This is a genomic window from Sinomonas susongensis (assembly GCF_005877005.1).
GTDB lineage: Bacteria > Actinomycetota > Actinomycetes > Actinomycetales > Micrococcaceae > Sinomonas > Sinomonas susongensis.
The window spans coordinates 212,444-239,389 of the sequence record NZ_SSNH01000002.1 but is presented as its reverse complement, the minus strand read 5'-3'; the positions used below and the strand labels follow the sequence as shown (position 1 = coordinate 239,389).

The following is a 26,946-nucleotide window of genomic DNA, read 5'->3' as shown; positions in this document are numbered from 1 at the left end:
GGTGACTCGCCCCGAAGCGGGCCCGGCGGCCCTCGCATCCTCCGGGCGCACGGCCTCTGGCCGGCTGAACCCCCTCACCGGGCTCGTGCTCGCTGGGTCGGGCGCTGTCGCATGCCTCGCCTGGGCCTCGTGGGGCACTTGGGCCGCCGTCCTTGCGGCGGCCCTTGTGGTCGCAGCGAAGGCCCGCATCCTCAGGCGCGTCGTTGCGGCTGCCTCGGTCGTCGTCGTCCCGTTCGCCGTCTGGGCGCTCGTGATCCACGGACTGTTCTTCCCCGAGGGCCGCACAGTGCTCGTCGTCGTCGGGCCGGCGCGTGTGACCTCGGAGGGGCTCGCGTACGCGGGGGCCATCATCCTCCGCACGGCTTCGCTCGTCGTCGTCATGCTGGCCTTCTCGCTGTGGGTCCGCGTGCCCACGCTGCGCGCGGCCCTCGTCCGGAGGGGCGTGCCCGCGCAGCTCGGGTACGTCCTTGCCTCGGCGCTCGGACTTGCGGCTGCAGTGGGCGAGCGGCTCCGGCGCATCCGGGAAGCCCAGGAAGCGCGCGGCCTCGTCGTCCGGAAGGGGCCGGGCGGCCGCATCCTGGCGGCGCGGCTGCAGGTCGTGCCGCTCGTCCTCCAGCTCGTCGACGAAGCCGGCGAGCGCGCCGCGGCGCTCGAGGCCCGCGGCAACGCGCTGCCCGGTCGCCGCAGTTCATACGTCGACGAACCAGACTCCCAGCTGCAGCGCGTCCTGCGCTGGACCTTGGCCTGCGTGTGCGCCGTCGTCGTCGCGTCGGTCGTCGTTCCCGCCGTCGCGGGTGTCCTCGCGGGGGCAGCGCGGTGAGCGCGCCAGTGCTGGCCGCCCACGTCCGCCGCTTCGCGTACGACGACGGCGCCGCGCCCCTCCTGCACGACATCCGCCTCGAGATCGTCCCCGGTTCGCTCACGGCGGTCCTCGGAGCGTCGGGGAGCGGCAAATCGATGCTTGCGAAAGTGCTCGCAGGCTGGGCTGTGGCGGGAGGGCACGGCAGGCTCCAGGGCACGCTCGAGCTCGCGCGGGACGGCCGCCGCGAACACCTCGATTTCCGGGGCTCCCCGGACGATCCGCGGCTGCGGCTCGGAGCCTGGGGGCAGCACGTCGCCTACGTGCCGCAGCGGGCCGCCGACCTTCTGACCGGCGCGGCCGCGACAGTCGGGGAGGAACTCGCCTTCGGGCTCGAGCAGCGGGGCACCCCCCGCGCCGAGATGCTCGCCCAGGTGGACTCCGCGGCCCGCGTCATGGGGCTCGGCGGGCTCCTCGAACGGGAACCCGGCCAGCTCTCGGGAGGCGAACAGCGCCGTACCGCGATAGCGTGCGCGATCGTCGGCCGCCCCGCCGTCGTCCTGCTCGACGAGCCCACTGCTTCGCTCGATGCCGAGGGCGCCGCATCCCTGTCGCGGCTCGTCGGCGCCCTGCGGGCAGCCGGAACCGCCGTCGTGGTGTTCACGGCTACTGCCGATGCGCTCGCGAGGGGTGCCTCCCGCTGGCTGCTGCTCGAGGGCGGGACCGCCGCGGTGGACGGGACCCCTGCCGAGGCCGAGGCAAGCGCCGCGTTCGCCGCCTCCGGGGTGCTGCGCGAGGAGGCCGCAGTCGCGGCGTGGAGGCCAGGGCCCGTCAGGGCACCCGAAGGCCCAGCGCCGCTCGCCGAACTCGACCGCGTCACGTTCGCCTATGACGGGGCGCGGGCCACGCGCGGAGGAACCGTGAACTCGGGGCGCCCCGTCCTCGACGAGGCCAGCCTCGCCGTCTTCCCCGGCGAGGTCGTCGCCCTCACGGGACCGAACGGAGCCGGCAAGTCCACGTCGCTGCGACATCTCGCAGGCCTCCTGCGCCCCGATCGGGGCCAGGTCCGGATCGACGGCCGCGACATCCTGGACGACCCGGCCGGCCGTGTTGCCGGGACTGTCGGCACCCTCTTCCAGGAGCCGAAGGACCAGCTGTTCGAGCGCACCGCCCTGCGTGAGGTCGCGTTCGGGCTGAGCGGGCGGAGCCCCGGCTCGCTGCGGCTTTCCCGTGACGAAGCCCGGCGTCGGGCGTCCGAGGCGCTCGAGGCAGTGGGCCTCCCCGGGCGTGCCGACACGCACCCCTACGAGCTCCCAGTGTCCGAACAGCGGCTGCTCGCCCTCGCAACGGTGCTCGCCCGGCAGCCGCGAGTCCTGCTCCTCGACGAGCCCACGGTGGGCCTCGACCGTTTCGGGCTGGCCCGCCTCGAAGCCGCGGTGAGGCGCGCAGCAGAGAGCGGCGCCGCCGTCGTCCTCTCGACCCATGCCCTCGCATGGGCGCGACGCCAGGCGCATCGCGGCCTCGTGCTCACGCGCGGCCGCTTCGAGGCCGCGTGAGCGGCTGGGGGCGCGTCCGGTAGTGTCGAAGGCTGTGGCGCGGACGGCCGGAGGAGGCAGCTTGGGGTCGGCGTGGGAGCGGTGGGACAGCTTCTGGGTCGGCGGCACCCGCCGCGGCGCCGTCTTCCGCGAGTTCGACGCCGGACTCCTTGTCACGCGGACCGCGTTCGACGACGGCGCCGGCTCGCCCTTCCTGGGCGAATCCCTCCTGCGGCTGAGCTCCAGCGGGGAGACGTGGAGCGGGTTCCTGTATCGGCAGGAGCCCGGCGGCCTGCGCTCCGGGGCGTGGCGGGACGGCTCGGGGCACGGGCCTGACAGCCTCCCGTCGAGCGGTGAGTACCTTCTGGTCGCGCGCCTGGCCCCGAGCAACCTGGCAACGGCCGCCTTCCGCCGCGTGGACGAGGCCGATCCCGCCGCCCCCGCGGCGCCTGCCGAGGTGCACCGGCGCGCCGTAGAGACGATCGACCTGCCCGAGGGCCGGAGCCTTCGGGCGGAGCGGTGGGAGGTCGTGGCCGGCGGGCTGCGGGTGGCCACCTGGTGGTCGCACGACGGCAGGCTCGTCCGGGGGGCCGCGGGCGGCGCGCTCACGTTCGCATTCACAGAGGCAGCGGCTCTCGACGGGCTCGCAGAGCCGCTGCGCTCCTTCCTGCACCGCGGATTCGGGGCGGACTGAGACCCGTCCCGGTCAGCTGTCCGCGTGGAACCTTCTGCCGTTGACCCGCTCGGATGCTCCGACCCGATCGAGGTACGGCGTGATGCCGCCGAGGTGCATTGGCCAGCCCGCACCGAGAATCATGCAGAGGTCCACGTCCTCGGGGCCGGCCACCACTCCCTCGTCAAGCAGCAGCCCGATCTCCTCAGCCAAGGCGTCCTGGCACCGTCTCAGCACCTCCTCGCCACTCGAGGGCTTGCTTCCGAGCCGAAGGAGCGCCCGCGTCGATTCCGGGATCTCCTGGCCGCCGTCCGCCGTCGGGGCCCATAGGCCCTTGATCCCCGCGTCGATCAGTGCCTGTTGGTTGGCTGAGACGGGGAAGCGGTCGCCGAACGCGTCGTGCAGCGACTCCGCGACGTGCTGCGCGACGGGCAGCCCGACCATCGCGGCGAGCGTGAACGGGGACATCGGCAGCCCCAGGGGCTTGAGCGCCGAGTCGGCCACCTCTGCGGGAGTGCCCTCATCGAAGGCGGCCGTCACCTCGCCCATGAGGCGCAGGAGGACCCGGTTCACCACGAAGGCGGGAGCGTCCTTGACAAGGACGGCCGTCTTCTTGAGGGACTTCGCGAGGACGAAGGCAGTCGCAAGGACGGCGTCGTCGGTGCGCGGCGCGCGTACGACCTCCACAAGCGGCATCACGGCAACCGGATTGAAGAAGTGGAAGCCCACGACCCGTTCGGGGTGCTCGAGACCCTCCGCCATCGCCGTCACCGAGAGGGACGACGTGTTGGTCGCGAGGATGCAGTCGGGGGAGACCACGGCCTCGACCTCGGCGAACACCTGCTGCTTGACGGCGAGTTCCTCGAATACCGCCTCGATGACGAAGTCGGCGTCGGCGAAGGCTTCCTTCGAGACGGATCCCGAGACGAGCGCCTTGGTCCGATTCGCCGCATCGGGGGAGACCCGGCCTTTGGCGAGCAGCTTCTCGACTTCGCCCTGGACGTAGGCCACACCCTTGTCGACCCTCGACTGGTCGATGTCGGTCATCACGACGGGGACCTTGAGCTGGCGCGCGAACAGGATGGCGAGCTGGCTGGCCATGAGGCCCGCGCCCACGACACCCACTTTGGTGATCGGCCGCGCGAGCTTCGCGTCGGGCGCCCCAGCCGGACGCTTCCCCCGGCGCTGGACCAGGTCCAGGAACGCATAGACCGTGTCCCGGAACTGGGGGGTCTGCATGAGTTCCGTCAGAGCCTGGACCTCGAGCGCTGCGGATTCCTTCTGGCTCGCGAGCTTGCCCGCCTCGAACACGTCGAGGACCTTGCCAGGAGCAGGGGCGGCGTCGCCCGTGCGGCTCGAGACGAACGCCCGCGCGGCCTTCGCCGCGGCGTCCCACCGGTCGGCGACCGACGGGTCGGCAGAGGGGTCGACGGCGTCCGGCCGCTGCACCGCCTGCTCGCCGGAGAGAACTGCCCCCGCCCATTCGAGCGAGCGTTCGAGGAAGTCGGCCGGCTCGAAGAGCGCGTCGGCGACGCCGAGCTCGAACGCCTCGCGCCCGCCGATCGTGCGGTTGTTGCTGAGCGGATTCTCGATCATGACCTTGAGCGCGGCCTCCGGGCCCGTGAGGCGTGGAAGGCGGTACACGCCGCCCCACCCGGGCACGAGTCCGATGAAGGCCTCGGGCAGCCCGATCCCGTTCGCTGCGGAGGAGACAGTCCGGTACGTGCAGGCAAGGGCGATCTCGAGCCCTCCACCGAGTGCGACGCCGTTGATGAACGCGAAGGTGGGCACGCCCAGGTCTGCGAGCAGGTCGTAGGCGGCGTGGCCGAGCCGGGCCATCTGCGCCCCCTGTTCGGGGTCGCGGAGCTGCTTGACGGTCGTGAGATCCGCGCCCGCGACGAGGAAGTAGGGCTTCCCGGCGACGGCGACGGCGTCGATCTCGCCTGCGGCCGCCCGGTCGCGGAGCGCCTCGAGGGTACGCCCGAGCTCGACGAGCGTGTTCGGCCCGAGCGTTGTCGGCTTGGTGTGGTCGAGCCCGTTGTCGAGGGTGATGAGCGCGATCCTGAGGCTCCGGGCGTCCGCCGTCCCCGGCAGGACGGCCTCCTTGACGAGGGAGTGCGTGACGAGTTCGTCAGGAACGCTGGAGGCGAGGGGTTCGAACTGGTCGAAGACTGAGGCGGTCATTCACTCGCCCTTCCGGTAGTCGGGGTGATTCGGGTTCTCCCAGATCACGGTGCCGCCCATGCCGAGCCCGATGCACATGGTCGTCATGCCGTAGCGGACCTCGGGGGATTCGGCGAACTGCCGCGCGAGCTGGGTCATGAGGCGGACGCCCGAGGACGCGAGGGGGTGGCCGACGGCGATCGCGCCGCCATAGCGGTTGACGCGTCGGTCGTCGTCAGGGATCCCGAAGTGGTCGAGGAAGCTCAGGACCTGGACGGCGAACGCCTCGTTGATCTCGAAGAGGCCGATGTCCTCGATGCTGAGCCCGGCCTTCGCAAGCGCCTTCTCGGTCGCCGGAACTGGTCCGATGCCCATGACCTCGGGAGCGACCCCGGCGAAGGCGAACGAGACGAGCCGCATCCGCGGCGTGAGCCCGAGCTCCTCCGCGGCCTCGGCCGAGGCGAGCAGGCATGCCGTCGCCCCGTCATTGAGGCCAGCTGCGTTGCCCGCGGTGACCCTCCCGTGCGGGCGGAACGGGGTCCTGAGGGCTGCGAGGTCCTCGAGGGTCGTCCCGGGTCGCGGTGGCTCGTCGGCGGTGGCGAGGCCGAAGCCCTCGCCGGGCCGGTGGGTCGCGACGGGAACGAGGTCCTGCTGGATGCTGCCGTTCTCGTACGCGGCCGCGAGCTTCGCCTGGGAGGCGACGGCGTAGCGATCCGCGCGCTCCCTCGTGATGGCGGGGAACCGATCGTGGAGGTTCTCCGCGGTGCTCCCCATTGTGAGGGCGCTCGGATCCACGATGCGTTCAGCCATGAACCGCGGGTTGGGGTCCGTTCCCTGCCCCATCGGGTGGTTCCCCATGTGTTCGACGCCTCCGGCAACGACGACGTCGTACGCACCGAAGGCGATGCCGCTCGCCGTCGTCGTCACGGCGGTCATGGCACCGGCGCACATGCGGTCGACGGCGAAGCCGGGGACCGAGCGGGGGAGGCCTGCGAGGAGCGCCGCGCTGCGCCCGATGGTGAGTCCTTGGTCGCCCGTCTGCGTCGTTGCGGCAATCGAGACCTCGTCGACGCGGTCGGCGGGAAGAGAGGGGTTCCGGCGCAGCAGTTCGCGGATCGCCTTGACGACGAGGTCGTCGGAGCGCGTCCCGTGGTACATGCCCTTTTCGCCAGCTCTGCCGAAGGGTGTTCGGACGCCGTCGACAAAGACGACGTCCCGGATGTGCCTGCTCGATGACATGGGCCGCTCCTGCGAGTAGGGGTGATTCCGTCGGGCGGACGTCCGCCCCGAGCCCCCATGTTACTGGTCGGTAACTTAGGGCGCAATGCCCTCCCATCACCCTCGGGCGAGGCCCTCAACGGGTGCTCTCGGGCTGAGGCTCTACTCGGCTGCGCCTTGCGCCTTCCTCCGTGCGCTGAGCGGCTCCGGATGCTCGAACGCCTCGAGGACAGTGGCCAGCACCCGGTCGATCTGCCAGCTGCGTGCGCCGAGTTCGCGCAGCCCGTCCGCGAGCGCCCCTGCCGTGAGCGGCGCCGGCGGCCGCCAGGCGATGCGCCGAAGGTGGTCTGGTGTCAGGAGGTTCTCGGTAGGCATGCCGAGCGACTCGGCGACGGCGGCGACGCGGGGACGGACGGTCTGCAGCCTCGCGGCCGCCTCGGGGTCGCGGTCCTCCCACACACGCGGCGGCGGCGGCGCACTCGTGGCCAGGTGCAGGGGTGGGAGCATCTCGGCGGGCAGGCTCCGGGCGGTGGAGACGGCTCGCAGCCAGCGCGGCGCCTCCCGCTGGGCCGCGCGACCGTGGAAGCCCTTCGTCGCGAGCAGCTGCGGGACGGTGGTCGGCATCGCGCGGGCGACGGCGACAATCGCCGCGTCGGGGATGAGCTTGCCCGGAGCGATGTCCCGCTTGCGTGCGAGCGCATCCCGTTCGAGCCACAGTTCGCGCACGGCGGCCAGCTGCCGGCGATCTCGGATCTGGTGGACGCCGGACGTCCGGCGCCAGGGGTCGGGCTTCGGTTCGGGGAGCCCCGCCTTGAGGATCGCCTCGAACTCCTCTTCGGCGAAGCCGAGCTTTCCCTGAGCGGCGAGGAGCTCGGCCAGCTCGTCCCGGAGCTCGACGAGCACCTCGACGTCGAGCGCCGCGTAGCGCAGCCAGGGCTCTGGGAGAGGACGGGTCGACCAGTCGGCGGCGGAGTGCTCCTTGGCGAGCCCGAAGCCGAGAAGCTGTTCGACGACGGCGGCCAGGCCCACGCGTGGAAGCCCCGCGAGGCGCGCGGCCAGCTCGGTGTCGAAGAGCCGATCCGGCCACATTCCCACTTCGGCGAGGCAGGGGAGGTCCTGGGTCGACGCGTGCAGGACCCACTCGACCCCGCGTAGGGCCTCCCCGATGATCGCAAGGTCGTCGAACGGCTCCGGGTCGATGAGCCACGTGCCCGCCCCCTCGCGGCGGATCTGCACGAGGAACGCCCGCTGGCCGTACCGGAAGCCCGAGGCCCGCTCGGCGTCGACCCCGGCGGGACCGGTCCCGGCGGCGATGGCACGGGCGGCCCGTTCGAGGCCCTCCGGCGTATCGATGACGAGGGGAACGCCCTCGCGCGGCGCGTCGAGCTCGACGACGGTCGGTACCGGGTCGGCGAATCCTTCGATGTGAACGTGGGCAGAGCCGTTGTCCGTTCCATCTGAAGCGGGGGTCGAAGCGGGCGCTGAGGCGGGCGAAGCCGGGATGCGGCCGGGTTCCGAACCGGTCTGAGTGGAGCCCTGGGACTGTGCGGTCATGATTTCCTGAGTCTACGCCCGGGTCTTCAGTCGCGGCGGCGGGGCAGGAGGGAGACCCCTTCGGGCAGGGGCGGGAGCCCTGCAAACGTGCAGACCATGTCCGACCACGCTTCGAGGTGGTTCCTGACGGCCGGGCTCTGCGGGGTCCAGGACGCCCGCAGCTCGATATCGATCGACTCGCTGCGTCCCTCGAGCGTTCCGAAGCTCTCGGAGAGGACGCGAGTCGCGGTTCCGCCCGCGGCCGTGTAGTCCGCTGAGTGCTTCTCCAGCGCCTCGACCAGCCAGGTCCACGCGATGGAGCCGAGCAGCGCGTCCTCCGCCATCTCGGGTTCGAGCCGAGCCCGGATGTAGGTGACGACGCGGAACGTCCCCTGCCAGACCGCAGGCGGCTCCGGGTCGTGGAGCAGGATGAAGCGGCCAGTGGCGAGTTCGGGGGAGACAGTGGCGTCACCGCCCCCACCGGGGTTCCCGCCCTCGCCCGAGGGGTCGAGGACCTCGGCCTCGAGCGCCACCGCATACGGTGCGAGCCGGGCGGGTGCCGGGATCTCCTGGAGCCGGAGCTCGGGGCGGCCGACGGCGGCGCGCAGGGAGCGCAGCGCACTCAGGAAGTCCGCAGGCAGTTGAGCTAGTGCGGTCACCCTCACAGGGTACGTCGAGGAGTCCCGGCGGGAGCCCGAAGGCACGCCGGAACCTCGTCGTTCTCGAGTCCGGCCCCAGGTCGGGGCCGGCCGACCTAGCGGGCCAGCTCTTCCCTGAGGGCCGATGCGAAGGCATCCACGTCGCTCTCCGTCGTGTCGAAAGAGCACATCCAGCGCACTTCGCGGCGGGAGGCGTCCCAGTCGTAGAAGCGGAACCGCTGCCGCAGCCGGTCGGCGATCCCCTCGGGCAGGATGGCGAACACGCCGTTCGCCTGCGTCTCCTGCGTGAGCTCGACGCCTTCGAGTCCCTCGACAGCCGCGCGCAGCCGTGCTGCCATCGCGTTCGAGTGCTCGGCGGAGCGGAGCCAGAGGTCGTCCTCGAGGAGCGCGAGGAACTGGGCCGAGACGAAACGCATCTTGGACGCGAGCTGCATGTCCATCTTGCGGAGGTAGTCGAGGCCGTGGGTGGCCTCGGGCGCGAGGACGACCACGCACTCGCCGAACAGCATCCCGTTCTTGGTGCCTCCGAAGGAGAGGATGTCGATTCCCGCATCGCGCGTGAAGGCGCGCACTGGCAGCCCGAGTCCCGCGGCGGCGTTCGCGAGGCGCGCCCCGTCCATGTGGACCCTCATCCCCAGGGAGTGGGCGTGGTCGGTGATCGCGCGGAGCTCGTCCACCGAGTAGCGCGTCCCCAGCTCGGTGGTCTGCGTGAGCGAGACGGCGAGCGGCTGGGCGCGGTGCTCGTCGCCCCAGCCCCAGGCTTCACGGTCGATGAGTTCGGGCGTGAGCTTGCCGTCTTCCGTGGGGACAGCGAGGAGCTTCATGCCGCCGACCCGCTCGGGTGCCCCGTTCTCGTCCACGTTGATGTGGGCGGTCGACGCGCACACGACGGCGCCCCACCGCGGAATGAGCGACTGGAGCGACAGGACGTTGGCGCCGGTCCCGTTGAAGACGGGGTAGGACTCGACACCGTCGCCGAACAGCCGGCGCATCTCCTCCTGGAGGCGCGCCGTGTAGTCGTCGCCGCCGTACGAGGTCTGGTGGCCGCCGTTCGCGGCCACGAGGGCCGCGAGCACTTCGGGGTGGGCGCCGGAGTAGTTGTCGGAGGCGAAGCCGCGCACCGTCGCGTCGTGGAGCGGCCATCCGGCGGGGCCGCCTGTCACCGTGCCGGCAGAAGCGATGGAATGGTCAGGGTGGATCGAAGTCACTGTCACAGTATTGCCTAAGGTAGGTGTCGCCCCGAGACGAGCGGGCCGCGGCCGCGCTGCCTCAGGATGGTCGTCCCGCGCGCGGCGGGCTCAGGTGGTCAGGTCGAGGCGTGCGCCGTTGACGGCGCCGGCGTCATCCCCGAAGAGGGCGACGAAGCGGTCGGCCAGAGCGTCCACGTGGGTGTAGCCCGGAAACCGGCGCTCGGGCTGGCTCGCGAGCATGCTGTCGTCGAGGAGCGCTTTGACCGCGAGCACGACGGCGGCGCTCGTCAGGGGGGAAGGGTCGCCTTCCCGTGCGGACTGTTCGGATGCGAACCCGCGGGCCATCGCCCGAGTCCACGCCTCGGCTGCGGCTTTGGCTGCGGCGTAGTTGGCGTAGCCGGCCCTCGGGTGCTCTATGAGGGTCGAGGACACCATGGCGAAGCGACCGCGGCGCGACGCGAGCAGGTCCTCGTAGAAGGCCCGGCTCGTGTTGCGGAGGGTCGTGATCCCGCTGCGCGCAAGGAAGTCCCAGTCTTCGTCGGACTGGTCCGCGAGCGAACGTCCGCCACGCCAGCCGCCGACGAGGTGGGCGACGCCGTCGACCGCTCCGAACGTGGTGCGGACCTCGGCCGCAAGTGACTGCACTGCCGGGAAGTCACCGAGATCGCATACCCGCTGCGGCACGCCGTCGTCCGAATCCGCCGGGCCGAACGCGCTCGCAAGCCGCTCTCGGCTGCTTCCGACGGCGATAGCCGTCGCCCCCGCGGCGCGCAGGGCGCGGACCGCCGCGATCCCGGAGGCCGAGCTGGCTCCCGCGACAACGACGATCGCGCCCCGCGCGTCCTGCACGTGGGAACTCACGCGGTCGCGCCGGGAAGGGGCATCTCGCCCGTGATCCCGGCCGTCGACTCGATGACTGCGCGCATCTTCTTCTCCAAGGCCTCGTAGAACATCGACAGGGGGAACTCGTCGTCGAGCACCTGGTCGGTGAGTTCTCGGGGCGTCCCAGTGAGGGGGAGGGCGTCGGGGCCCTTTGCCCACACCGAGGCCGGGTTCGGGGTGACCGTCCCGGAGACGAGCTCGTAGGCTGCGAGCCAGTGTGCCACCTTGGGACGATCGATGGAACGCCAGTACAGCTCGTCGATCGCGTCGCCGAGGGCGCTGACCACCGCGGGGACCTCCGCCCAGTCGATCGTGAGCTTCGTGTCCGTCCAGTGCAGGACGCGGTGCTGGTGCATCCAGGCGAAGAGGAGCTGTCCTCCGAGGCCGTCGTAGTTGCGGACGCGGCTTCCCGTGATGGCAAAGCGGAAGATCCGGTCGAAGATCACTGCGAACTGGACGAGTCGGGCGTGCCGGCGCGCCTCCGGCGTGGCGTCGTCGTCGTGCTCGATCCTGACGGATTCGCGGAACGCGGTGAGGTCACAGCGGAGCTCCTCGAGGGAGTAGAGGAAGAACGGCATGCGCTGCTTGATCATGAACGGGTCGAACGGGAGGTCGCCGCGCATGTGGGTCCGGTCATGGATGAGGTCCCACATGACGAACGTCTCCTGCGCGAGCCTCTGGTCCGCCACGAGCTCGGCGGCGTCGGCGGGCAGCTCGAGATTCGTGACCTTCGCGGCCGCGTCGAGCACGCGGCGGAATCGGGCCGCCTCGCGGTCGGCGAAGATCGCGCCCCACGTGAACGCGGGCACCTCGCGCATCGCAACGGTCTCGGGGAACAGGACGGCCGAGTTCGTGGCATAGCCCGGCGTGAAGTCGAGGAAGCGGATGGGCACGAAGAGCCTGTTGCTGTAGGCCCCGGCTTCGAGCTCGGCGACGAAGTCCGGCCACACGACCTCGACCAGGACTGCCTCGACGAGACGGTCGCGGCTCCCGTTCTGGGTGTACATGGGGAAGACGACGAGGTGCTGGAGGCCGTCCACGCGATGCTGCTGGGGCTGGAAGGCTACGAGCGAGTCGAGGAAGTCGGGTACGCCGAAGCCGTCGGCTGCCCACCTCCGGAAGTCGGCGACGGCGAGGCCGAGGTATTCGGAGTCGTGCGGGAAGCGGGGCGCGAGGCCCTCGATGCCCGCGACGATCTGCTCGACGAGCTCGGACGCGAGCGTGTGGTCCGACTGCTCGGGGATCGACCCGTCGTGGGCCTGCAGGGGCTGGAGGCGGATGGCGGCCGACTTGAGCGCGAGCCACGCGGGGTCCGCGGCGGCGGTCCACGCTTCGGTGGCTGTTGAGGTGCTGGTGCCTCGGGTTTCAGGCGCGGTAGTCGTCACGAGGGTCTCGCTTTCTCTCGGTGGGAACACGTGGAGGAACTGATCCGAGAGTAGCCATGGAGAAGGATCGCTAAAGCTGAAAGGCCTCTAGCAACAGAAAGTCTATTGCTAGAGGCCTTTTTCGCGATCTGGTGAACAGCGCCCGCTTGCGGCTCGCTCTCCGGATCTCAGTCCTCGTCGGGGACGAGGGTCAACGAGATCGAGTTGATGCAGTAGCGCTGGTCCGTGGGCGTGCCGTAGCCCTCGCCCTCGAAGACGTGGCCGAGGTGGGAGTTGCAGCGCGCGCACCGCACCTCGACCCGGTCCATCCCGAAGGCGCGGTCATGCAGGTACACGACGGCGTCGTCGGCGAGCGGCGCCCAGAAGGACGGCCATCCGCAGTGGGAATCGAACTTCTCACGGCTGGTGAAGAGCTCGGCCCCGCACGCGCGGCAGCGGTAGCTGCCCTTCGTGCGGGTGTCCCAATACTCGCCCGTGTACGCGCGCTCCGTGCCTGCTTCCCGCAGCACGTGGTATTCCTCTGGGGTGAGCCGCTCGCGCCACTCCGCCTCGCTCCGGGTGGCGGGAACGGCGTCGGTGTTCGGATGGGGCTGCCGGGTCGTTGCCGCGGCTGGCTCGAATGAAGCTTCCATACTGATCACAACGCTCAGGAGTCGCCGATGAATCCCGTCCCGGCGTAGAGATGGAGGACGGGGATCCCGAGCTTCCGCTGGGCCTGGTTGGCCCAGTCTGTGTGGAAGGTGTCCTCGACTGCGTGGGGAAGGGTCACGACGACGGCCTGGGTGGCGCCGGACGCGCTCGCCCGGTTGGCGAGCGCCACAACCGGATCGCCTTCGATGAGGCTTCCCGACGTCCCTGCGCCGAGCCCCTCGAGGGCGGCGAGGGAGCCGTTGAGCGCCGTCTGTGCAACGGCCCGCTGGGCTGCGGGATCCGTCTTGGCCGAGAGCTCCTCGATGGCCTTCCCGAATTCGAGCATCGAGAGGTGATCAAGGAAGTCCACGACCAGGCGGCGCTTGCGGCCCGTGGGGACGAGCACCTCGAGCGGGGCGTCAGTGCCCTCGACGAGCTCGGACACCGCGGTCCGCTCCGCGGGGCCCAGGGCGACTTCGGTCAGTATGAGGATCGGCGCCGTCATGGGTTCAGACTAGCCGTCGCCCCACGATTCACCACAGTCTCCCGAGCGGGTGGCGCGCTTCGGGTCCTGTGGGCCTGTCAGAGCCCCGTGGGCAGCGAGAAGTCCCACGGGCAGTACGGAGCCTTTCGGGCTGTAAGAATGGCCGTATGTCCCCAGCACGGATGGCGCAACCGCAGCCCGAGCCCGATGAAGGGCTGCCCCGCAGCTTCTGGGCCCTCCTGGGTGCCGGCGTCGGCCTGGGGGCCGCCTCCGCCGTCGCAGCCTCGAGTTCTGCCCTCGCCGCCTACTTCGCCCGGCGGATCGTGACGCCGGAGCGCGTGCGCACGGAGGATCAGCAGGTCCTGGCCGTCCAGGGGGCGGGCACCGATCGGCGTGTCATCCTCAAGGCGACGCCGGAGACGGTGGTCGACGGCGACTACAGCTTCTTCTTCGACGGCGGCGCGGGACACGCGCGCCTGGGCCGCCTCGAGGACTACGTCCCGGGCGAAGGCACGGTGACGAGGCCCGTCGTCGCGGAGTACAGCGGGGACCTCGACCGAGCAGTCCGGGGCCGCTGGAGCGGTGTTGTCTTCAGTTCCCCCGCAGACCTCGGCTGCGATTTCGACGAGGTCCTCATCGAGACGGAGCTCGGGCCCGCGCCGGCCTGGCTTGTGCCCGCCCCGAACGGCCCGTCGACTACGTGGGCCATCATGGTGCACGGGCGCGGGGCGACCCGGCAGGAGTCCCTCCGGGGCCTCCTCCCGGCCCGTCGGCTCGGGCTCACGAGCCTTGTCGTCTCCTACCGCAACGACGGGGACGCGCCCGCCACAGCGGATGGACGCTACGGCCTGGGGATGACCGAGTGGCGAGATGTCGAGGCGGCGATCGGCTACGCGCTCGACCACGGTGCGACGGACGTCGTCCTGTTCGGCTGGTCCATGGGCGGAGCGATCAGCCTTGCGGCCGCCGACCTCTCGTCGCGCCGCCAGTGCATCCGCGCACTCGTGCTCGATGCCCCCGTCGTCGACTGGGTCGACGTCCTGGCCCATCAGGCCCAGAAGAACCGGATCCCCCGCGGCGTCGGCCGGTTCGGCCAGCTGCTCCTCGCACACCCGTGGGGGAGGCGGATCACGGGGCTCGCGGCGCCCGTGGACTTCCGTGCCATGGACTGGGTCACGCGCGCCGTCGAACTCCGGACGCCGACACTCATCCTGCACAGCGCGGACGACGAGTTCGTCCCGTTCGGCCCCTCAGCCCTCCTCGCGGGGCGCAACCCGGAGATGGTGACGCTCGAGACCTTCCGGAAGGCCCGCCACACGAAGGAATGGAACGTCGACCCGGAACGGTGGGAGGGGACGGTGGTCTCCTGGCTAGCGGAGACTCTGGCACCGCGGCCCACGCCCGGAGCCGGGAGGCTGGCGACTCAATGACCCCGAAGGCGGGCGACGGACGCTCCCGTGAGCCGGATGAGGTCTGGCGGCGAAAGCTCGATGTCGAAGCCACGACGACCCCCTGAGACGAGGATCGTCTCGTAGTCGAGCGCGGACTCGTCGACGGCGGTCGGGGAGGGGTGGCGCTGGCCGAGGGGCGAGATGCCTCCGAGCACGTAGCCGGTCCGGCGCTCGGCGGCCGACGGATCCGCCATCGACGCCTTCTTCGCGCCGAATGCGGCGGCGGCCGCCTTGAGATCGAGACTGCCGCTCACAGGCACGACGGCGACGCACAACCTCCCCGAGGCGTTCCCGCCGAGGTCGATGACAAGCGTCTTGAAGACCCGTTCTGCCGGGATGCCGAGAGCGTCAGCGGCCTCGAGCCCATAGCTCGGGGAGGCGGGATCGTGCTCGTAGGGGTGCGCGATGTACCTCACCCGGGCGGCGTCGAGAGCCGCCGTCGCCGGCGTCCCCGGACCGGCCGCCGATCTGCCCTTGGCCACCCAGCTCCCTCTGCCCTCTGAAGCTCAGGCGGTCTGCCCGAGCCGGCATTCGCCGGCGACCTTGCGCTTGATGCGGACGAGCATCGCTGTCATGCCGCGCAGGCGCAGGGGTGAGACGGCGCGGTCGAGGCCGAGCTCGTGGGCGACGTCGTCCGGAACCGCGAGAATCTCGCCTGCCGTCAGGCCGTCGAGCCCCTCGAAGAGGATGCTCGCGAAGCCGCGCGTCGTCGGCGCCTCCCGGGGGGCTGTGAGGAACAGGCGGACGACCTGCGAGGCGGCATCCGCGGCAGGTTCGGTCTCGATGGCGATGAAGACCGGCGACTGGCACTCCACCACCTGCTCGAGCCGCTCCGGGTGGTCCTGGAAGCGCTCTGGCAGCTCGGGGAGCGACTGGGCGAACTCGAGCAGCAGCTGAAGCCGTTCGCGCTCCTCGAGTCCCTGGAACTCGTCGATGATTTCCGCGAGGGGAGCGGGGATGGTGGTGTTCGTCGTCATGTTCCTTCCAGACTCTGCCTGGCCGATCCGACTGGTTGGGCTCATCGGCTCGGCTGCTCCAACCAGACTACGCCGGGCGACAGGAGGGCGTGGCGGCCCCCTGGCGGGGCCGCCGCGCCAGGTCGTTGGCTAGGAGAGCGGCCAGGTCCCGCGGTCCTCGCCCTTCACGATCGGAACCCGCACAGCGTTGCCCCACTCGGTCCACGAGCCGTCGTAGTTGCGGACGTTGTCGAAGCCCAGCAGGTACTTGAGGGCGAACCAGGTGTGGCTCGAACGCTCGCCGATGCGGCAGTAGGCAACGACCTCGTCGCCGGCAGTCAGTCCGGCCTCGCCGAGGTACAGGTCCTCGAGCTCCTGACGCGACTTGTACGTTCCGTCCTCCGCGGCCGCCCGGGCCCACGGGATCGAGGCGGCCGTCGGAATGTGGCCGCCGCGAAGCGCGCCTTCCTCAGGGTAGGCGGGCATGTGCGTGCGCCGGCCCGTGTACTCGTCCGCGGAACGGACGTCGATGAGCGGCTTGCCCAGATGGGCGAGGACGTCGTCCTTGAAGGCACGGATCGGGGCGTCGTTGCGCTCGACGACGGGATAGTCGCCCTCGATGGGGGTCGGCACGTCGGTGGTGAGCTCGCGGCCTTCGGCGATCCACTTGTCGCGGCCGCCGTCGAGGAGGCGGACGTCCTCGTGGCCGAAGAGGGTGAACACCCAGAGCGCGTAGGCCGCCCACCAGTTCGACTTGTCGCCATAGATGACGACGGTCGTGTCGCGGGAGATGCCCTTCGAGGCGAGGAGCTTCGCGAAAGCGGGGCCGTCGACGTAGTCGCGCGCCACCTCGTCGTTGAGGTCCGTGTGCCAGTCGATCTTCACGGCACCGGGGATGTGGCCCGTCTCGTAGAGGAGGACGTCCTCGTCGGATTCGACGACGGCGAGCTGGCCGCCCTCGAGCGCGCCGTCGGCGAGCTGGGCGGCGAGCCACTCCGTCGAGACGAGGCGCTCGGGGTGGGCGTAGGCAGCGAACTTCTCGTTCGTGTCGAGAGGGTAGCTCATGGCATGGCCTTTCGCTCGGCTGAGCCAAGGACGCGCGGCATGGACGCACGCCCCTGAAATGTCCCTTCCAGCGTAGTCAGCGGCAGCCGCGACCGTGAGGGTCGTCGTCGCCCGTTGTCATGGGGCGCAACATGACGTCCGGCCGCGCGATATCCTTGCCACTGCCCCACATGCCGATGTATGCCCCTCAGGGCCCGAGACGGACGGATTCCTTGGCGACTGTCGCACACCTGACCACCCGCACGCCCAGAGTGTCCGTGGACGAGCTCCTCGCAGGCCTCCATCCATCGTCGCGCTTCGGTGAGGTGTCGTTCGAGAGCTACCGGCCCGACCCCGCGCAGCCCTCGCAGGCGGCGGCCGTCAGGTCGCTCCAGGACTTCGGCGCGTCCATCGACGGCGGACGCAGCGGCGGGGGGCTCTTCTCGAAGCTCTTCGGCGGAAACGGGAGCAAGCCCAAGGCGCGCGCCGGCATCTACCTCGACGGCGGGTTCGGAGTCGGCAAGACCCACCTCCTCGCCTCGCTCTGGCACACCTCGCCCGGCCCCAAGGCCTTCGGCACGTTCGTCGAGTACACAAACCTCGTCGGAGCACTGTCGTTCCGGAAGACGGTCGAGGCCCTGAGCTCCTACCGGCTCGTCTGCATCGACGAGTTCGAACTCGATGACCCGGGCGACACGGTGCTCATGTCGAGGCTCATGCGCGAGCTCGCCGACGCCGGCGTCAAGCTCGCCGCGACGTCGAACACGCTTCCGGGCGCGCTGGGCGAAGGCAGGTTCGCCGCAGTCGACTTCCAGCGCGAGATCCAGGTCCTGGCCGACCAGTTCGACGTCGTGCGCATCGACGGCGAGGATTACCGGCACCGTGGCCTGCCGGCGCCGCCGGTGCCTTTGCGCAATGACGAGCTCGACGCGCGGATGAACGCCGAGTTCGACGGCGGCGTCGTCGCCGTCGACGACTTCGGCGTCCTTCTGAAGCACCTCGCCGGGGTGCACCCGAGCCGGTACCGGCAGCTCATCGACGGGATCGACGGGATCGTCTGGAAGGACGTGCACACGATCGAGGAGCAGGCTGTCGCCCTGCGTTTCGTCGTGCTCGCGGACCGTCTCTACGACAAGGACGTGCCGATTCTGGCCTCAGGTGTTCCGTTCGACCAGCTCTTCACGGAGGAGATGATGGCGGGCGGGTATCTCAAGAAGTACTTCCGGGCGGTGTCCAGGCTGACAGCCCTGGCCCGCGAGGCGCAGGCGCACGAGCGGTCCTGAGGCGCCTGAACGCAGAAGTGCCGGTCCGTGGACGCAGAAATGCCGGTCCCGCCTCTCAGCGGTACCGGCATCCCTGTGACGTATCGTGGGTCGGTCCGGCGTTGCGCCGGCTAAGTCTCTAGGACTGGCCCCCGAGCATTCGGGAGAGAATCTCGATGCTGTCGAGCTTCCTGACGCTGATACCGGCCCCGTCCATGATGTCGTCGCTTGAAGACACGGCCACCTCCTTTCACTCAGGGAGCTACTGCGCTCCACCACGAATGATGGTAGCCACGTGTCGCGCCCAATCCAACTCTCTTCGGAGGTCGGGGGTTTCCCGAAGGAGGCTGCTGGGTGCGGCGGACACGTGGCTACGTGGTAGTTGAGAGCGGGCTTCGCCTGCTTCATGACGCGCACTCAGCAGAAAACGGAGCGTACGGAAAACAGCGCCGAAGCGAGAACGGCGCTCGAAGCAAGAACGGCGCCCGAAGCAAAAACGGCGCCCGCAGGGCGCCGTGTGAGTGGGCGATACTGGGATCGAACCAGTGACCTCTTCCGTGTCAGGGAAGCGCGCTACCGCTGCGCCAATCGCCCAAGTGCTTCCCCCAGGAGCGGGTCCCGAAGGGACACCTTCCGTCCTGGAAGCGACAGAGCGGACGACGAGATTCGAACTCGCGACATCCACCTTGGCAAGGTGGTGCTCTACCAGCTGAGCTACGTCCGCAGGGGAGGCCGTGAAGCCTCTCCGTGGGCGATACTGGGATCGAACCAGTGACCTCTTCCGTGTCAGGGAAGCGCGCTACCGCTGCGCCAATCGCCCGGAATCCCGTAGGCCGGGAATCAGGATTGCACCGAGGTGGGGACGGGATTCGAACCCGCGTATACGGCTTTGCAGGCCGCTGCCTCGCCTCTCGGCCACCCCACCGTGTTGGCATCCGTGAAGATGCTTCCGACAGTGTCCTGCGAGCGGACGACGAGATTCGAACTCGCGACATCCACCTTGGCAAGGTGGTGCTCTACCAGCTGAGCTACGTCCGCAGGGTCTTCGCGCTGCCACTGTGCCGTCCTGACCCGCTCCATTCACCCAACTCTGCGGGCGAACTTTTCGGGTTGCTGGCCGGGCACTAGGCCGCGCTTCAACGAATAAAGACTCTATAGGACCGGTGGTCAATGCACAAATCGCGGGGCGGGCAGGGAGGCCGCTCGGAGCGTGCGAACCACACCAGTGCAATTCTTCGCGGAGGCGCTGGCCCAAGCGCCCGGGGCGCCCCACTGGTGATTTGAGATCGGCCGGTCCGTTGGGCTAGAGTCGTAGAGCGCTCGGCGACGGGCGAACGGGCGATTGGCGCAGTGGTAGCGCGCTTCGTTCACACCGAAGAGGTCACTGGTTCGAACCCAGTATCGCCCACCCTTGGACCCCTGGACGCCGTCCAGGGGTCCTTCTGTTTCGTCTGCCTGTGATTGTCGGACCCGTGTGAAAGGGTGCCCCTATGACAGTTCCCGGCCTTGCCGTACAGTCTCCCGACGGCCTCGGCAGGATGTACCGGCGCTCGCTCACTGCAGATCCGAGCGTCCCCTCCATCACGACCGTCATCGCCCAGCAGCCGCTCGATCTGGACGGCTGGCGCAGTTATACGGCGGCGCGGCACCTCGCCGATCACCCCGAACTCCGCACGGCGCTCGACAGCCCTGCGCGGATCCGGCAGCTCGTGCGAACGGCGGTCGACGCCTCGGAGGAGTACGCGCGGTCGGCCGCCCAGCGTGGCGACCGCGTCCACTCGTTCGCGGAGCAGCTTGCCCTCCGTGAACTGGGTCGCCCGCATCAGCTGGCCGAGGCACGCGAACTCCTCCGCGCCCATGATGAGGAGGGCTTCGCGCTGAGCGTCGAACGATGGTGGGAGAGCTTCGGAGTGGAGCCGATCGCCGCCGAGCAGACGGTGTGGAACACGTCACTCGGCTACGCGGGAACCCTGGATCTCGTGGCGCGCATCAACGGGAGGATCTGCCTCGTCGACTACAAGACGAAGGGCACGACCCGTGACGGTCGCGTGAAGCCGCCGGACGAGAAGGTGGCGATGCAGCTCGTTGCCGGCATGAAGGCCGAAGAGAGCGTCGTCGACCCCGCGGCGGGAGAGTGGGAGCCGTGGAAGTACGGGGAGGACCCGCTGCTCATCGCCGTCGCTGTAGGCGAGACGGAGTTCGCGGCTGTCCGGGTCAATCCGGACGTCCGCCGGCACCACTGGGTCACCTTCTGCGGACTCCGGCGCGTCTGGGAGGCCCGCGTCGAGGTCGCCGCCGCCGGTCGGACCCTACTGCCGCTGCCCCCGCCGCCTCCGCGCGTCCAGCTGCCGGCTGACCCGACCCCGGCGGCGGCTCCCCCGTCGGTGCAGGGCGCCGGCGACTAGACTTGCCCCGAGTCCCCCACCTGTATTGACCCCGGTCCTCCACCGTACCGAAAGGCTGCCTGCGCCATGGCCATCCTGCCCATCCGGATCATCGGCGACCCCGTGCTGCGCACGCCCGCGGACCCTGTGACCGAATTCGGGCCCGAACTCGAGCGTCTCGTCGCGGACATGATGGAGACGATGGAGGACGTCGACGGGGCAGGCCTTGCCGCTCCCCAGATCGGTGTCGGCCAGAGGGTGTTCACGTACCAGATCGACGGACAGCGGGGGCATCTGGTGAACCCGGTCCTCACGCTCTCCGACGACTTCCAGGAGGATGTCGTCGAGGGATGCCTGAGCATCCCGGGCGTGGCGTTCCCCGTCCGACGCCGCCGCGCTGCACGCGCCCGCGGCTATGACGTGCACGGGAACCCGGTGGAGATCGCGGCGGAAGGGATGCTGGCGAGGGCTTTCCAGCACGAGACCGACCACTTGGACGGCGTGCTGTTCGTCGACCGGCTCGAGGGGGATGACCGCCGGGCGGCGCAGCGGGCCATCCGGGCCCTCGACTACTCGAGCGTCGCGAGCGAGACGGTCACAAGGCGCGCCGGCCACGTCGGTTCCGCGTTCGGCAGGGGAGCCTCCTTCGGAGGGGGAGCTTCCTTCGGCGGCGCCGCGTCGGGAGCGACCGCGTGAGGGTCCTCTTCGCAGGGACGCCGGCTGTTGCGGTCCCGTCCCTTGACCGCATTGCCGGCGAAGACGGAGTGGCAGACGGCAGCTTCGAGCTCGTCGGGGTCCTGACCCGCCCGGATGCGCCGGTCGGCCGAAAGCGGGTGCTCACGCCGTCGCCCGTCGCGGTCCGCGCCGCGGAGCTCGGCCTGCCCATCGTCAAGGCCACGCGGATCACCGCCGAAGTCACCTCCGAGCTCGCATCGCTCGCCCCGGATGTAGCGGCGATCGTCGCGTTCGGGGGCCTCGTTCCCCCCGCAGCACTCGAGGTGCCGAGACGCGGCTGGGTGAACCTGCACTTCTCCCTCCTTCCGGCGTGGCGCGGTGCCGCACCGGTGCAGCACTCGGTCATCCACGGCGACGACGTGGTCGGTGCTTCGACCTTCCGGCTCGAGGAGGGCCTCGACACGGGTCCCGTCTACGGAACCATGGCGATGACGCCGCGCCCGGATGCGACGGCGGGGGAGCTGCTCGCCGAACTCGCGGAGAGGGGTGCAGGCCTGCTGCTGCGGACGCTCGAGGGAATCGAGGACCAGAGCCTCGTGCCGCGCCCGCAGGAAGGGGAGCCGAGCTATGCCCCCAAGCTCTCCCTCGACGATGGGCGGCTCGACTGGAGGCAGCCGGCTCGGGCGCTCGACCGACGAGCGCGCGGAGTGACTCCGGAGCCCGGGGCATGGACCGTCCTGGCTGGCCAGCGCTTCAAGCTCGAGCCCCCACGGCTGCGCCCCGACGTCGAAGGACTCCCGTCGGGCGTCCTCTCGTGGGACGGCAAGGCGCTCCTCGTCGGGACGGCTACGCACGCACTCGAGCTTGTCCGCGTCCAGCCCGCCGGGAAGAAGATGATGGCCGCGGCCGAGTGGGCCCGCGGTGCGTGGAACGCCGGCGGAATGAGGTTCGAGTGACTGCGGGGGGCATGGGGTCGAGGGACGGACGCCGGAATGATCAGGGCCGCGAGCGCAATCGGGGCGGAGCCGCCCCGAGGCGCTTCAGCCAGCAGGCCCCGAGTGAGCGCTCCCGCACGGCAGACCCTGCCCGGCTCGTCGCGTTCGAGGTGCTCCGCGCGGTCTCGCGCGACGACGCCTACGCGAATCTCGTCCTGCCCGCGCGCATCCGGCACCACCGCCTCGACCGGCGCGACGCGGGCTTCGCGACGGAGCTTGCGTATGGTGCGCTCCGCGGGCAGGGGATGTACGACGCGATTCTCGCCCGATGTGTTGACCGCCCGCTCGACCGCCTGGACCCGGCGGTGCTCGACGTCCTGCGTCTCGGAGCCCATCAGCTCCTCGCGATGCGCGTCCCTCCGCACGCGGCACTCAACCAGACTGTCGCCCTGACCCGTGCTGTGGTGGGGGCTGGCCCCGGAGCCCTCGTGAATGCCGTGCTCCGACGGGCGAGCGAGCGGAGCCTTGACGAGTGGCTCGACGAGCTGACGGCCACGGCAGACGACACCGAGGCAGCAGCGATTCGCCAGGCGCACCCCGTCTGGATCGTTCGCGCGCTTCGCCAGTCCCTCGTGGCCCACGGACGCCCCGTCTCGGAGATCGGTGCGCTGCTCGAGGCCGACAACGCCGCCCCGGTCGTCAACCTCGTGGCCCTCCCCGGGATCGGTGACCTCGAGGAGGCGCTCGAGCAGGGGGCAACGGCCGGTGACCTCGTCGAGGGCTCGGCGCTCTCCGCGGGCGGCGACCTGGGCCGGTGGTCCTCGGTGAGGAGCGGAACGATCCGCGTACAGGACGTCGGCTCGCAGCTGGTTGCCCGTGCCGTCGCGGCCGCGCCGGTCGAGGAGGGCGCCCTGGCGTCCGGCTCGGGCGAGCGTTGGCTCGATCTGTGCGCCGGACCGGGAGGCAAGGCCGCGCTCCTCGGCGCCCTCGCGGCCCAGCGCGGCGCGGCCCTGCTCGCCAATGAACCCGCCGAGCACCGCGCGGAACTCGTCCGGCAGGCGTTGCGGCCGGTGCCCGCCGAGGCGTGGGCCGTGCGTACTGGTGACGGCCGCACGCTCGCCCCCGAGCTCCACGGCACCTTCACCCGCGTCATCGCGGACGTGCCGTGCAGCGGGCTCGGTGCGCTGCGGCGCCGCCCGGAATCACGCTGGCGGCGGACGCCCGGGGACGTCGCCGAACTCGCGCCGCTCCAGCGCGAGCTTCTCGACGCGGCGATCGACGCCGCTGCTCCCGGCGGCGTCGTCGGCTACGTCACCTGCTCTCCGCATCCGGCCGAGACGATTGCCGTCGTCCAGGACGCGCTGCGCCGCCGCTCCGACGTCGAGGAGCTCGACGCCGGTGAGGCCCTCGACGCCGTTGCACTCCGCCCGCTCGGCGCCGGCCATGAGGGGACTGCGCAGCTCTGGCCCCACCTCCACGGAACGGACGCCATGTTCCTCGCCCTCTTCCGCAAGCGCCGCGGCCCGGCGCGCCGACCGACGCACCCAGCAAGGAGTCCTGAGTGAGCCGCTGCAGCATCCACCCGAGCATCCTGTCCGCCGACTTCGCGAACCTGCAGGCAGAGCTCTCGCGCATCGCGACGGCGGACGCCGTGCACGTCGACGTCATGGACAACCACTTCGTGCCGAATCTCACTCTGGGGCTGCCCGTTGTCGAGCGGCTCCAGGCCGTGAGCCCCCTCCCGATCGACGCGCACCTCATGATCGCCGACGCCGACCGCTGGGCCCCCGTGTACGCGGATCTCGGCCTCGCCTCCGTCACATTCCACGCGGAGGCTGCGATCGCACCGATCAAACTCGCCCGGGAGCTCAGGGCCCGTGGGTCCAAGGCGGGCATGGCGCTCCGGCCGACGACCGCCGTCGAGCCCTACCTCGACATGCTCGGCGAGATCGACATGCTCCTCGTGATGACGGTCGAGCCCGGCTTCGGCGGCCAGGCCTTCCTCGACCTGACGCTTCCGAAGATCCGAAAGGCGCGCGCGGCCGTCGACGGGAGCGGTGCCAAGGTCGCGATCCAGGTCGACGGCGGGATCTCCTCGTCGACGATCGAGCGTGCCGCCGAGGCTGGAGCGGACGTGTTCGTCGCCGGATCTGCGGTCTACGGCGCGGAGGATCCGGCCGCGGCGATCGAAGCACTCCGGGCTGCCGCGGAGTCCAGCGTCCGCGCCTGACGTGAGGCCTCCGCTCAGGGCGAACGGCGGAACGTGACGCCCTGTCACGGAGGCAACTACGCCGTGTGCCACAATGTGAAAGGCCGACGGTTGAGCCGTGATCATGGCGGGGAGACGGTCGGCCGAAATAGATGAACGTGCTCCGGGGTCGGTGAAAGTCCGAACCGGCGGTCAAAGTCCGCGACCCGATGGTCCGCTCGAGACAAGGGCGGGCCCTCGGTTGAACCGGTGGAATTCCGGTACCGACAGTCAGAGTCTGGATGGGAGAAGCACGTGCAGTCTGCGGTGTGCCCTGCGGCGCGCCGCCGCTGTCGCAACCCCGGAGCCGCTGCGGTCCGGAAAGGAAGGTTGCGATGGACATCAGGCAGTGGCTCTTCGGTCACGGGTCGGTCCTGCCCTCGGGGCAGCCCGAGGCGGCCGCGTGAGCGCCGCCACCCAAGCCGCCGTCTGGACGGCGGAGGACATCTCCTACATGCGCGAGGCCCTCGAACTCGCAGCGCAGGGCGTGCGCGGGGCCAACCCCCTCGTCGGTGCTGTCGCCGTCGGGGCAGACGGAGGGATCCTCGCCACCGGCTTCCATCGCGGCGCGGGAACGGCCCACGCCGAGGCGGATGCGATCCGGAACGCCGAGCGCGACGGCGTCGACCTCGCGGGCGCGACGATGTACGTCACGCTCGAACCCTGCAACCACACCGGTCGCACCGGTCCGTGCGCGCAGGCCCTCATCAGGGCCGGAGTCGGGCGCGTCGTCTACGCGATCGACGATCCCCACGACGTAGCCTCAGGCGGGTCCCGGACCCTGCGCGACGCCGGGATCCCGGTCGACGCCGGCCTGCTCGCCGAGGACGCGACGCGCCTCAACGAGCGCTGGCTCACGGCCGTCCTGGACCGGCGCCCGTTCGTGACACTTCACATCGCCCAGACCCTCGACGCCCGCATAGCGGCCGAGGACGGGACGAGCCAGTGGATCACCTGCCCCCCGTCACTCGCGGACAACCACGCCCTCCGCAGCCGGATCGACGCCATCCTCGTGGGAAGCCAGACCGTCGTCATCGACGATCCCCGGCTCACGGCCCGCGGCGAGGACGGTGCCCTCGTCGAGCATCAGCCGCTGCGCGCCGTCATGGGCCTGCGCGAGGTGCCTGACCAAGCTGCGGTCCGAGGCGACGACGGACGCTTCCACCACCTCCGCACGCAAGACCCCGCCGAGGCACTCGCCATGCTCTTCGAGCTCGGCGTACGCCACGTGATGGTCGAGGGCGGCTCGAGGATCATCGCCGCCTTCCTCGCGGCCGGGCTCGTCGACGAGCTCATCGTCTACCAGGCCCCCATGCTGCTCGGGGCGGGCAAGACCTCCGTGGCCGACCTCGGCATCCGGACCCTTTCCGACGCCCAGCACTGGGAGTGGGACGAGAGCGGCGGGGGAGCCGTCCGCCGCCTCGGCGCCGACCTCCGGCTCCACCTCCGCCCCGCCGAGGCGCTGCCCCTTGACCAGACCCGTCCCCTCTCAGAAGGAAGCAACTGATGTTCACCGGGATCATCGCCGAACGCGGCACGGTCGTCGCTGTCGATTCGACCGGCGAGAGCGCCGTGATCACCCTCTCGGCCCCAACCCTCGCCGCCGACCTTCCCCTCGGCGGCTCGATCGCCGTCGACGGGTGCTGCCTCACGGCGACCCGCAACGACGGCCACACGTTCACGGTCGACGTCATGGGGGAGTCCCTCGCCCGCACGACGATCGGCGGGCTCGAAGCCGGGGACACCGTGAACCTCGAGCGCTGCGTTCCCGCGGGCGGCCGTCTGGATGGGCACGTCGTCCAGGGCCACGTGGACGGCGTCGGACTCCTCGCCGAGCGCGAGCCGCTCGAGAACTGGCATCGCCTCCGGTTCTCGGTGCCGGACGCACTGGCGCCCTACATCGCCGAGAAGGGCTCGATCGCAGTCGACGGCGTGTCCCTCACCGTGACGGGGGTGAGCCCGGCCGGAGACGAGGACCAGTGGTTCGAGGTGGGGCTCATCCCTGCAACCCTCGCGGAAACGGGCCTGGGATCGAAGCCCGTCGGCGCAGCCGTCAACCTCGAGGTCGACGTCCTCGCGAAGTACACCGCGCGACTGCTCTCGTTCGAACCCCACGGCCGGGCGCCGGAACAGGCAGGACGCGCGAGCACGGCAGGACAGGGGCACCACCCGGCAGGACAGGAGGTGTCGGCATGAGCGCGCAGGTGCAGACCACCCGGCTCGAGCCGGTCCAAGCGGCAGTCGACGCCCTCCGCGCAGGGCGCCCCGTCGTGGTCGTGGACGATGAGAACCGTGAGAACGAAGGCGACATCGTCTTCGCCGCCCAGTTCTCCACCCCTGCCCTCATGGGCTGGACGATCCGGCACACGTCCGGCGTCGTCTGCGTCCCGCTCTCTGGCGAGACGGCGGACCGGCTCGCGCTCCCGCCCATGGTCGTGGACAACCAGGACGCCAAGCGCACCGCCTACACGGTGTCCTGCGACCTGCGGAGCGGTGTGTCCACGGGAATCAGCGCGACCGATCGTTCGAAGACCGTGGTGGCCCTCGCCGACGCGCGTTCGACGGCGGCGGACTTCACGCGGCCGGGGCATATATTCCCGCTGCGTGCGGTTGACGGTGGTGTGCTGGCCCGCAGGGGACACACCGAGGCGGCAGTCGACCTCTGCCGTCTGGCAGGCTTGGCTCCGGCAGGAGTGATTGCAGAAGTGGTCCACGACGATGGAGAGATGATGCGCCTCCCCGCACTGCGGGAGTTCGCGGACGAGCATGGATGCCCGCTCATCTCCATCGAGGACCTCGCAGAGTTCGTGGCGGCCCGCCGGGGCGCCGGGGAGGAATGA

Annotated in this window: 25 protein-coding genes, 6 tRNA genes and 1 riboswitch; of the genes, 14 read left to right on the top strand and 17 right to left on the bottom strand. The window is 70.6% G+C overall.

The features are described from left to right. Position 1 precedes the first annotated feature (1 nt). From E6A21_RS04295 to E6A21_RS04285, 3 genes are all read left to right on the top strand, one after another. Positions 2-820: an energy-coupling factor transporter transmembrane component T family protein gene (locus E6A21_RS04295; protein WP_171041260.1), complete on the top strand. Its 819-nt coding sequence runs from the start codon at positions 2-4 to the stop codon at positions 818-820. Next, a complete protein-coding gene (locus E6A21_RS04290; RefSeq protein WP_138442890.1) occupies positions 817-2,355 on the top strand; it encodes an ABC transporter ATP-binding protein in 1,539 nt (512 codons plus the stop codon). Before E6A21_RS04295 ends, E6A21_RS04290 begins: the two co-directional genes overlap by 4 nt. A gap of 61 nt (positions 2,356-2,416) precedes the next feature. Next, positions 2,417-3,028, top strand: a complete 612-nt coding sequence (locus E6A21_RS04285; RefSeq protein WP_138442889.1) for a hypothetical protein — start codon at positions 2,417-2,419, stop codon at positions 3,026-3,028. Between the two features lie 12 nt (positions 3,029-3,040). On the opposite strand, the gene E6A21_RS04280 is transcribed toward E6A21_RS04285, so the two are convergent. The 9 genes from E6A21_RS04280 to E6A21_RS04240 all read right to left on the bottom strand — a co-directional run bounded on the left by E6A21_RS04280 (position 3,041) and on the right by E6A21_RS04240 (position 13,172). Then, positions 3,041-5,191: a 3-hydroxyacyl-CoA dehydrogenase NAD-binding domain-containing protein gene (locus tag E6A21_RS04280; protein ID WP_138442888.1), complete on the bottom strand. Its 2,151-nt coding sequence runs from the start codon at positions 5,189-5,191 to the stop codon at positions 3,041-3,043. After that, positions 5,192-6,409, bottom strand: coding sequence for a thiolase family protein (locus E6A21_RS04275; RefSeq protein WP_138442887.1), 1,218 nt, complete (start codon positions 6,407-6,409; stop codon positions 5,192-5,194). Between the two features lie 141 nt (positions 6,410-6,550). Next, positions 6,551-7,942, bottom strand: coding sequence for a ribonuclease D (locus E6A21_RS04270; RefSeq protein ID WP_138442886.1), 1,392 nt, complete (start codon positions 7,940-7,942; stop codon positions 6,551-6,553). Between the two features lie 26 nt (positions 7,943-7,968). Then, positions 7,969-8,580 (bottom strand): DUF3000 domain-containing protein, encoded by a 612-nt coding sequence (locus E6A21_RS04265; protein WP_138442885.1) that lies wholly within the window; start codon positions 8,578-8,580, stop codon positions 7,969-7,971. Between the two features lie 95 nt (positions 8,581-8,675). Next, a complete protein-coding gene (locus E6A21_RS04260; RefSeq protein WP_425471518.1) occupies positions 8,676-9,761 on the bottom strand; it encodes a threonine aldolase family protein in 1,086 nt (361 codons plus the stop codon). A 117-nt stretch (positions 9,762-9,878) separates the two neighbouring features. Next, complete coding sequence (locus tag E6A21_RS04255) at positions 9,879-10,619, bottom strand: SDR family NAD(P)-dependent oxidoreductase (RefSeq protein ID WP_138443099.1); 741 nt, start codon at positions 10,617-10,619, stop codon at positions 9,879-9,881. A gap of 8 nt (positions 10,620-10,627) precedes the next feature. Continuing rightward, positions 10,628-12,037, bottom strand: a complete 1,410-nt coding sequence (locus E6A21_RS04250) for a DUF6421 family protein (RefSeq protein ID WP_246036187.1) — start codon at positions 12,035-12,037, stop codon at positions 10,628-10,630. Between the two features lie 167 nt (positions 12,038-12,204). Beyond that, a complete protein-coding gene (gene msrB / locus E6A21_RS04245) occupies positions 12,205-12,669 on the bottom strand; it encodes a peptide-methionine (R)-S-oxide reductase MsrB (RefSeq protein WP_138442884.1) in 465 nt (154 codons plus the stop codon). Positions 12,670-12,683: 14 nt separating this feature from the next. Next, on the bottom strand, positions 12,684-13,172 hold the full coding sequence (locus tag E6A21_RS04240) for a hypothetical protein (RefSeq protein ID WP_138442883.1): 489 nt from the start codon (positions 13,170-13,172) through the stop codon (positions 12,684-12,686). A 146-nt stretch (positions 13,173-13,318) separates the two neighbouring features. Here E6A21_RS04240 and E6A21_RS04235 point away from each other — a divergent pair, with 146 nt between their 5' ends. Next, the gene (locus E6A21_RS04235; RefSeq protein ID WP_138442882.1) at positions 13,319-14,581 is read left to right on the top strand and encodes an alpha/beta hydrolase family protein; all 1,263 of its coding nucleotides are present in this window, start codon (positions 13,319-13,321) and stop codon (positions 14,579-14,581) included. Here E6A21_RS04235 and ybaK read toward each other — a convergent pair. The 3 genes from ybaK to E6A21_RS04220 all read right to left on the bottom strand — a co-directional run bounded on the left by ybaK (position 14,575) and on the right by E6A21_RS04220 (position 16,623). After that, on the bottom strand, positions 14,575-15,084 hold the full coding sequence (gene ybaK, locus E6A21_RS04230; protein WP_138442881.1) for a Cys-tRNA(Pro) deacylase: 510 nt from the start codon (positions 15,082-15,084) through the stop codon (positions 14,575-14,577). The genes E6A21_RS04235 and ybaK overlap by 7 nt on opposite strands. Positions 15,085-15,108: 24 nt before the next feature. Then, a complete protein-coding gene (locus tag E6A21_RS04225) occupies positions 15,109-15,579 on the bottom strand; it encodes a SufE family protein (protein ID WP_138442880.1) in 471 nt (156 codons plus the stop codon). A gap of 129 nt (positions 15,580-15,708) precedes the next feature. Next, a complete protein-coding gene (locus E6A21_RS04220; protein ID WP_138442879.1) occupies positions 15,709-16,623 on the bottom strand; it encodes a sulfurtransferase in 915 nt (304 codons plus the stop codon). 176 nt (positions 16,624-16,799) lie between these two features. Here E6A21_RS04220 and zapE point away from each other — a divergent pair, with 176 nt between their 5' ends. Further along, on the top strand, positions 16,800-17,885 hold the full coding sequence (gene zapE, locus E6A21_RS04215) for a cell division protein ZapE (protein ID WP_138443098.1): 1,086 nt from the start codon (positions 16,800-16,802) through the stop codon (positions 17,883-17,885). A gap of 501 nt (positions 17,886-18,386) precedes the next feature. Here the strand turns inward: zapE and E6A21_RS04210 are convergent. The 5 genes from E6A21_RS04210 to E6A21_RS04190 all read right to left on the bottom strand — a co-directional run bounded on the left by E6A21_RS04210 (position 18,387) and on the right by E6A21_RS04190 (position 18,902). Further along, positions 18,387-18,458: transfer RNA gene (locus E6A21_RS04210), tRNA-Val, on the bottom strand. Positions 18,459-18,515: 57 nt separating this feature from the next. Then, positions 18,516-18,588: transfer RNA gene (locus E6A21_RS04205), tRNA-Gly, on the bottom strand. Positions 18,589-18,612: 24 nt separating this feature from the next. Next, positions 18,613-18,684: transfer RNA gene (locus tag E6A21_RS04200), tRNA-Val, on the bottom strand. A 34-nt stretch (positions 18,685-18,718) separates the two neighbouring features. Further along, positions 18,719-18,789: transfer RNA gene (locus tag E6A21_RS04195), tRNA-Cys, on the bottom strand. A 40-nt stretch (positions 18,790-18,829) separates the two neighbouring features. Beyond that, positions 18,830-18,902, bottom strand: a tRNA-Gly gene (locus E6A21_RS04190). Positions 18,903-19,200: 298 nt separating this feature from the next. Between E6A21_RS04190 and E6A21_RS04185 the strand changes: the two genes are divergently transcribed. The 9 genes from E6A21_RS04185 to ribB all read left to right on the top strand — a co-directional run bounded on the left by E6A21_RS04185 (position 19,201) and on the right by ribB (position 26,946). Beyond that, positions 19,201-19,272, top strand: a tRNA-Val gene (locus E6A21_RS04185). Positions 19,273-19,354: 82 nt separating this feature from the next. Further along, positions 19,355-20,269: a PDDEXK family nuclease gene (locus tag E6A21_RS04180; protein ID WP_246036185.1), complete on the top strand. Its 915-nt coding sequence runs from the start codon at positions 19,355-19,357 to the stop codon at positions 20,267-20,269. Positions 20,270-20,335: 66 nt separating this feature from the next. Then, positions 20,336-20,944: a peptide deformylase gene (def, locus tag E6A21_RS04175; protein WP_138442878.1), complete on the top strand. Its 609-nt coding sequence runs from the start codon at positions 20,336-20,338 to the stop codon at positions 20,942-20,944. Next, positions 20,941-21,879: a methionyl-tRNA formyltransferase gene (locus tag E6A21_RS04170; protein WP_138442877.1), complete on the top strand. Its 939-nt coding sequence runs from the start codon at positions 20,941-20,943 to the stop codon at positions 21,877-21,879. The genes def and E6A21_RS04170 overlap by 4 nt, the downstream gene beginning before the upstream one ends. Positions 21,880-21,890: 11 nt before the next feature. Continuing rightward, positions 21,891-23,423 carry an RsmB/NOP family class I SAM-dependent RNA methyltransferase gene (locus E6A21_RS04165; RefSeq protein WP_138443097.1) on the top strand — a complete coding sequence of 511 codons (1,533 nt, stop codon included), beginning with the start codon at positions 21,891-21,893 and terminating at the stop codon, positions 23,421-23,423. Further along, positions 23,420-24,088 (top strand): ribulose-phosphate 3-epimerase, encoded by a 669-nt coding sequence (gene rpe / locus E6A21_RS04160; RefSeq protein WP_138442876.1) that lies wholly within the window; start codon positions 23,420-23,422, stop codon positions 24,086-24,088. The genes E6A21_RS04165 and rpe overlap by 4 nt, the downstream gene beginning before the upstream one ends. Positions 24,089-24,222: 134 nt before the next feature. Continuing rightward, a riboswitch (FMN riboswitch) is annotated at positions 24,223-24,364 on the top strand. A gap of 145 nt (positions 24,365-24,509) precedes the next feature. After that, positions 24,510-25,613, top strand: a complete 1,104-nt coding sequence (ribD, locus tag E6A21_RS04155) for a bifunctional diaminohydroxyphosphoribosylaminopyrimidine deaminase/5-amino-6-(5-phosphoribosylamino)uracil reductase RibD (protein WP_342777842.1) — start codon at positions 24,510-24,512, stop codon at positions 25,611-25,613. Continuing rightward, on the top strand, positions 25,613-26,302 hold the full coding sequence (locus E6A21_RS04150) for a riboflavin synthase (RefSeq protein ID WP_138442875.1): 690 nt from the start codon (positions 25,613-25,615) through the stop codon (positions 26,300-26,302). Before ribD ends, E6A21_RS04150 begins: the two co-directional genes overlap by 1 nt. Continuing rightward, positions 26,299-26,946, top strand: a complete 648-nt coding sequence (gene ribB / locus E6A21_RS04145) for a 3,4-dihydroxy-2-butanone-4-phosphate synthase (protein ID WP_138442874.1) — start codon at positions 26,299-26,301, stop codon at positions 26,944-26,946. The genes E6A21_RS04150 and ribB overlap by 4 nt, the downstream gene beginning before the upstream one ends.

Coding starts and splice junctions, on each gene's coding strand:
- E6A21_RS04165 (WP_138443097.1), top strand. CDS start 21,891: ATGGGGTCGAGGGACGGACGCCGGAATGATCAGGGCCGCGAGCGCAAT.
- E6A21_RS04235 (WP_138442882.1), top strand. CDS start 13,319: ATGTCCCCAGCACGGATGGCGCAACCGCAGCCCGAGCCCGATGAAGGG.
- zapE (WP_138443098.1), top strand. CDS start 16,800: ATGTATGCCCCTCAGGGCCCGAGACGGACGGATTCCTTGGCGACTGTC.
- E6A21_RS04240 (WP_138442883.1), bottom strand. CDS start 13,172: ATGACGGCGCCGATCCTCATACTGACCGAAGTCGCCCTGGGCCCCGCG.
- def (WP_138442878.1), top strand. CDS start 20,336: ATGGCCATCCTGCCCATCCGGATCATCGGCGACCCCGTGCTGCGCACG.
- E6A21_RS04275 (WP_138442887.1), bottom strand. CDS start 6,409: ATGTCATCGAGCAGGCACATCCGGGACGTCGTCTTTGTCGACGGCGTC.
- E6A21_RS04270 (WP_138442886.1), bottom strand. CDS start 7,942: ATGACCGCACAGTCCCAGGGCTCCACTCAGACCGGTTCGGAACCCGGC.
- E6A21_RS04225 (WP_138442880.1), bottom strand. CDS start 15,579: ATGACGACGAACACCACCATCCCCGCTCCCCTCGCGGAAATCATCGAC.
- E6A21_RS04180 (WP_246036185.1), top strand. CDS start 19,355: ATGACAGTTCCCGGCCTTGCCGTACAGTCTCCCGACGGCCTCGGCAGG.
- E6A21_RS04280 (WP_138442888.1), bottom strand. CDS start 5,191: ATGACCGCCTCAGTCTTCGACCAGTTCGAACCCCTCGCCTCCAGCGTT.
- ribB (WP_138442874.1), top strand. CDS start 26,299: ATGAGCGCGCAGGTGCAGACCACCCGGCTCGAGCCGGTCCAAGCGGCA.
- E6A21_RS04150 (WP_138442875.1), top strand. CDS start 25,613: ATGTTCACCGGGATCATCGCCGAACGCGGCACGGTCGTCGCTGTCGAT.
- E6A21_RS04220 (WP_138442879.1), bottom strand. CDS start 16,623: ATGAGCTACCCTCTCGACACGAACGAGAAGTTCGCTGCCTACGCCCAC.
- msrB (WP_138442884.1), bottom strand. CDS start 12,669: ATGGAAGCTTCATTCGAGCCAGCCGCGGCAACGACCCGGCAGCCCCAT.